This is a genomic window from uncultured Gimesia sp., assembly GCF_937919775.1.
Taxonomy (GTDB): Bacteria; Planctomycetota; Planctomycetia; order Planctomycetales; family Planctomycetaceae; genus Gimesia.
Genome location: NZ_CALFPF010000733.1, coordinates 1 through 3,541, shown reverse-complemented (window position 1 = coordinate 3,541; position 3,541 = coordinate 1). Strand labels below are relative to the sequence as shown.

General features: G+C 50.9%; 3 protein-coding genes. 1 reads left to right on the top strand and 2 read right to left on the bottom strand.

Annotated features, from left to right (window positions below; genetic code table 11):
* Positions 1–310: 310 nt before the first annotated feature.
* Positions 311–2,020, top strand: a complete 1,710-nt coding sequence (locus Q0294_RS20660; protein ID WP_299469233.1) for a serine/threonine-protein kinase — start codon at positions 311–313, stop codon at positions 2,018–2,020.
* Between the two features lie 16 nt (positions 2,021–2,036).
* Here the strand turns inward: Q0294_RS20660 and Q0294_RS20655 are convergent, their stop codons facing one another.
* Positions 2,037–2,333, bottom strand: a complete 297-nt coding sequence (locus Q0294_RS20655; RefSeq protein WP_299469231.1) for a hypothetical protein — start codon at positions 2,331–2,333, stop codon at positions 2,037–2,039.
* A 12-nt stretch (positions 2,334–2,345) separates the two neighbouring features.
* Positions 2,346–3,410: an Ldh family oxidoreductase gene (locus Q0294_RS20650; protein ID WP_299469229.1), complete on the bottom strand. Its 1,065-nt coding sequence runs from the start codon at positions 3,408–3,410 to the stop codon at positions 2,346–2,348.
* Between the last annotated feature and the right edge of the window lie 131 nt (positions 3,411–3,541).

The window sequence follows — 3,541 nt, the reverse complement described above, 5'->3', positions numbered from 1 at the left end:
ATCAGAAACGGACGTCGTTGTAGTATAAGTGTCAGTCTTGTAACGATTTATAGTGCAAAAAGTAAATTTGGCCCGAGTCTGTAAAAGGCACTGTAATTCGTCTTTCCCACGACGTATAATAGAGCCAAAATTGCTGTGCTCTCCGATCGGTTCTGTTTTGAGTTTTACAATAACGACGACGCGCCTGGTTGTGATTGATGTTCAATGGCTGCCAACTGATCAAGCAGAGTCGCTCAACTGCTGTGAAATTTATTACAGACTCTGATTCAATCGTGATAGATCATTGTCGATCATACCTGGAACTTTGAGGATGAGTTCAAAACAGAAAGCCCCTTTATCTGTGGATGACAAAACGTTAGCTGCACCGCTGCTTCCGATTCATAAGAACCTTACTAAAGAAGCGGGCAAATTCTGTCCTCACGCCGGAGTGGTCTCTCGTGGCTCAGGCATGTTTCAAGAGCAGGGAAGAGTGCTCTTACTCAGTCGGCTGCGGATGGCTTCCTTATTGTTGGCGCTAGCTTCATCCGCATTCTTACTGCGCGGACTGTGGCTGGGGGAATTTACGAATTCTCACGGTCAGGATATGTTGCTCCTCGATTCGATTTTGACGGGGATTCTGTTTGCCGTCTCAGGTTTTCTCTGGTGGCGTCCCTGCCAGTGTATTTATCGACTGAGAATCTGTGAAGCGATTACATTCGGTGCGCCGGCAGCGTTCTTTATCTGGTGGCATTTTTGCGAAATCTGTGCCTGCGACCCTGTTTTTCTGGGCAAGGTTGCGTTTGCCTTTCCTCTGCGAGCCGTTTTTCCCTGGGTAATTTTGATTTATACCTACGGATTTTTTATCCCCAACTCCTTACGGGGAGTCATCTCGGTTGTCAGTCTGATGGTGATCACTCCGATTGCAGGGGCCATGATGACGGGCATGCGAGTGCCGGAAGTCTCGGAAGTGCTCTACACAGGCGGATTATCTGAAATGATGATCCTGCTGCTGATTGCTGCGAGTACGGCTGTTTATGGATCGTATCGGGTGGGCAGTCTCAGGCGCGAAGCCTTTGATGCGAAAAGCATCGGCATGTACACGCTGCGCCAGCAGGTGGGCAGCGGAGGCATGGGCGAAGTTTATCTGGCTGAACACCGGCTGTTGAAACGCCCGTGTGCGATTAAGCTGATCCGGCGCGACAAGGTTGACGACAGCAACGTGCTGCTGCGTTTTGAGGGTGAAGTTCAGGCGACTGCCGGTTTAACTCACCCGAATACCATTGAAATCTATGATTATGGTCATACGGAAGAGGGGACCTTTTATTATGTGATGGAGTTCCTGCCGGGGCTCAATCTGCAGGAGATCGTAGAACGTTTTGGCGCTCTGCCTCCTGAACGGGTTGTTTATCTGTTGAAGCAGGTTTGTTCCGCTCTGGCGGAAGCGCATCATAAAGGTCTGATTCACCGAGACATCAAACCGGGAAATATCTTTTCTGCGGAACGGGGCGGGCTATACGATGTGGCCAAACTGCTTGATTTTGGTTTAGTCAAAGACAGTCGTTCCGAAAAGAATTCCCTGAATCTGACAATGGAAGGGGCTGTTGTCGGCTCACCACTTTACACCAGTCCGGAGGTCGTGACCGGCGATGGAAAGCCCGATTCCCGTTCAGACATCTATTCACTGGGGGCAACCGCATATTATTTACTGACCGGTCAGCCGGTATTTGAAGGCGAGACGGCGCTGAAAGTCGTGTTTGCCCATGTGAGCCAGGCAGTGAAACCGCTATCCGAGCTCAATCCGGAAATCTCCGACGAGCTGGAAGCGATTATTATGAAGTGTCTGGCAAAGAAACCCGAAGATCGGTTCCAGACTGCAGAAGCGTTATACAGTGCCTTGAATCAATTGCAGCTCAAAGAGTGGACTCAGGAACAAGCCGTCGTCTGGTGGTCAGACGCCGAACAGGTCGTGCTGCAGGAGCCAGGGTTCGAATCTGCTTCAAACTATATGAAAGCAACGACGATTCTGCCTGTGAATGCGTAGCAGATCTGATAGTGCTTTACGGGGCCGTTTTATCGCGCTGCTGATGCTGCCAGTTCAAGCGGTCTCTGGTAAGAAAACCGTGTCGAAGCGCACATTCCAGGCAGTGCATGTCATGGCCGTTCGTGACATAGACCTCGCCGTGCATTAAAAGATGATAGTAATCCTCACCCGGAAACTTTGAAAAACAATACTCCCTGGACGGCGATGTTTTTACCCCGACTTTGATATTTTCCGTGTCTCTGATGGGAACGTACAGGCGCGCATCCTGATCGCCGGGAGTCGGTTTCTGGTTGCTCTCAAGGTCATTCGACATTTCTGACAGTCACTACGATTCTTCCACCTGCGGAACTTCTACCCCTAATTCCTCAGCAAGTTTCGTCAAGGCTTCCCAGTTACCACGATCCAGTGAAATTCCTGTTTTTTTACGGGCGGCCGCTGTTTTCTTTTCAGGATCACCGGGAAGGAATATTTCACTCACGCCCTCTTTCAACGGGACGCTTCTGACATACTTCTCAAGATTGACAATTTCATTCAGCATATGATTCTGCCCGCCCAGATGTTTCGGATCGATGACGATAACAAAAACACAGTTTCCCTGTGGCGGTGGCGGGTCGGGGAACGCACATTGTCCGCCCGAGAGGGCACCGCAGAGCATTTCCACCATGAAGGAGAGCCCAAAACCTTTGTAGGCCTGATCGCCGCCCATCGGGAGAATCGTGCCAGGAGGATTTCCGTAGAGCTGGTTGGGGTCGGTCGTGGGATTTCCATCCGGATCCAGAATCAAACCGGGGGGAACCTGTTCGCCGGCGATCTTTTTAATACGGACCTTTCCCTCTGCGGTGGCAGAGGTTCCAAAATCCAGGACAAACGGACCTTCCGCACCGCCGGGCATTCCGATACAGATGGGATTGGTTCCGAGGCGGGGACGTTTGCCGCCCACCGGCGCGACGCGCGGGGCAGAACCATGCGTATTGGCGCAGATGATGGAGGCCATGCCCTGGGCGGCCGCCATTTCAGCATACTCTCCCAGTCTGCCGATATGGGAAGCACGTTTTAACGTTCCGCAGGCCACCCCCAGCTGGGATGCTTTTTCGATCAAGCGGTTTATCAGTTCGTGCATCACGGTTTGACCGAAGCCCCAGCAACCGTCGCCGGTAATCGCAGCCGGGGTTTCATTCAGAATCTGCAGCTTCTCACCCGCTTTGAGGATGCCTTCTTTGACGCGACCCAGGTAGAAGGGGAGCCGCATCACTCCGTGTGAATCATGGCCGAGTAAATTCGCATCGACCAGGCTGTGGGAAACGATGCGTGCTTCTTCTTCATTGGCCCCACCTTTCAGCAGGAGTGTTTCGGTAAAGTTTTCCAGAGACTCAGCAGAGATTACAGGCACTTCAGGAAGTCCTCGTTAGAAGAAAATTGTGGATCAGATATTGAACAAAGGTGTATTTTGAAGGTTTGTTAAATACCTATCATACAAACTATTTTATATTCGGTAAATTTAAGGGATATCAGGATTTTCCT